Source organism: Streptomyces sp. NPDC002130, assembly GCF_040296465.1.
GTDB lineage: Bacteria > Actinomycetota > Actinomycetes > Streptomycetales > Streptomycetaceae > Streptomyces.
This window is the reverse complement of sequence record NZ_JBEOXI010000796.1, coordinates 1-1,495: the sequence shown is the minus strand read 5'-3', so window position 1 is coordinate 1,495 and position 1,495 is coordinate 1. Positions and strand designations below refer to the sequence as shown.

Genomic DNA, 1,495 nt, shown 5'->3' with positions numbered 1-1,495 from the left:
GCCCGGCCCGGGTTGATTCTTGTCGGGGGGGGGCGCGCCCCCGGGTCTGGCGGGCTGGGGCTGGTCGCTCCGCCGTTTGACCAACACCTGCCCGGGGGTGTCGTTGCAACACAACGTCACCCGCGGACAACACCGACCTTTCGTTCCACCCAAGGCTCGTACTGAAGGAGGACGCGATGACCATCCTGGCCCCCGTGACAAAGTCCGAATCATCGACAGACCCGCGCGATCCTCTTGCGCGCCTGGAAAATCTGTTCGACCCCGGCACGACAGTGCCGCTCCACGCCCGCGACAAGTCCGGCGTGCTCGCTGCGTCCGGAAACATCGACGGCGTGCGCACCATCGCATACTGCTCCGACGCCACCGTCATGGGCGGCGCCATGGGCGTCGACGGTTGCAAACACCTCGTCAAAGCCATCGATACCGCCATCGAGGAAGAGTCCCCCATCGTGGGCCTCTGGCACTCCGGTGGCGCGCGTCTGGCTGAAGGCGTCGAAGCGCTCCACGCCGTCGGACTTGTCTTCGAGGCCATGGTCCGCGCGTCGGGTCTCATACCTCAAATTTCGGTCGTGCTCGGCTTTGCCGCCGGTGGAGCCGCGTACGGTCCAGCCCTCACCGACGTCGTGATCATGGCGCCGGAAGGCCGAGTGTTCGTCACCGGCCCAGACGTAGTTCGCAGTGTCACCGGCGAACAGGTCGACATGGTGTCACTCGGCGGCCCGGACACACACACCAAGAAGTCGGGTGTCGCGCACATCGCCGCACACGACGAGGCCGACGCATTGCACCGCGCGCGCCGCCTGGTCTCGATGATGTGCGAGCAGGGCGAATTCGATCAGCGGGCAGCGGAACTCGGCGACAGTGATCTGCGCGCCATGATGCCTGCGTCCGCAAAACGTGCATACGACGTTCGTCCGATCGTTCACGAAATGCTCGACAACGTCGAAGGTGAGTCGAGTTTCGAAGAACTGCAAGGTAATTACGCCCGGAGCATCGTCACCGGTTTCGGTCGGATGGCCGGACGCACCGTTGGCGTCATCGCGAACAACCCACTGCGACTCGGGGGGTGCCTGAACTCCGAAAGCGCCGAGAAGGCCGCTCGATTCGTGCGACTGTGCAACGCATTCGGCGTGCCGCTCGTGGTCGTCGTCGATGTTCCCGGGTATCTGCCGGGCGTGTCGATGGAGTGGGAAGGCGTGGTTCGGCGCGGAGCGAAGTTGCTTCACGCCTTCGCCGAGGCAACCGTCCCCCGCGTCACCGTCGTCACTCGAAAGATCTACGGCGGCGCCTACATAGCAATGAACTCGCGAGCACTCGGTGCCACGGCCGTATTCGCTTGGCCCAACTCCGAAGTAGCCGTGATGGGCGCGAAGGCCGCGGTCGGCATCCTGCACAAGCGGGCTCTCGCTGCGGCACCGGACGACGAGCGTGAAGCATTGCACGACCGTCTCGCCGCCGAACACGAGGCGATCGCGGGCGGCGTCGACCGCGCGGT

At 65.5% G+C, this 1,495-nt stretch carries 1 protein-coding gene; it reads left to right on the top strand.

Features of this window, described 5'->3' with window-relative positions; translation table 11 throughout:
• Window positions 1–176 precede the first annotated feature (176 nt).
• A partial coding sequence (locus ABT116_RS45620; protein ID WP_351647019.1) for an acyl-CoA carboxylase subunit beta occupies window positions 177–1,495 on the top strand: 1,319 nt, incomplete at its 3' end.